1 protein-coding gene is annotated in these 548 nt (G+C 61.1%); it reads left to right on the top strand.

Annotation, left to right across the window (positions count from 1 at the left end; all coding sequences use genetic code 11):
- Positions 1–548: class I tRNA ligase family protein (locus A3730_RS09505; RefSeq protein WP_156501115.1), on the top strand; the 548-nt coding region annotated here is incomplete at both ends.

Here is a 548-nt window from a genome sequence, read left to right as displayed (position 1 = left end):
GTGGGCCAAGACCACCTTCAACGGTCAGCCCGCCCTGCGTGAAACCGACACCTTCGACACCTTCATGGAGTCCAGCTGGTATTACGCACGCTACTGCTCACCGCAGAGCGACACCGCCATGCTGGACCCGGCCGCCACCAATTACTGGCTGCCCGTGGACCAGTACATCGGCGGCATCGAGCACGCCATCCTGCACCTGCTCTACTCGCGCTTCTTCCACAAGTTGCTACGCGATACCGGGCTGGTGAATTGCGACGAGCCCTTCAAGCAACTGCTGTGTCAGGGCATGGTGCTCAAAGACGGCGCCAAGATGTCCAAGTCCAAGGGCAACACCGTGGACCCGCAGCAAATGATCGAAGAATACGGCGCCGACACCGTGCGCCTGTTCATGATGTTTGCCGCGCCGCCGGAGCAATCTCTGGAATGGAACGACGCTGGCGTGGAAGGCGCCTTCCGCTTTATCAAGCGCCTGTGGCGCCTGGTGGCCGAACATGTGGAAGCCGGTAATGCCGGCACACTGGACCTGAACGTACTGGACGACGCAGGCA

The sequence above is a fragment of the Alcanivorax sp. HI0044 genome (genome assembly GCF_001634945.1).
This window is presented reverse-complemented; position numbering and strand designations above follow the sequence as displayed.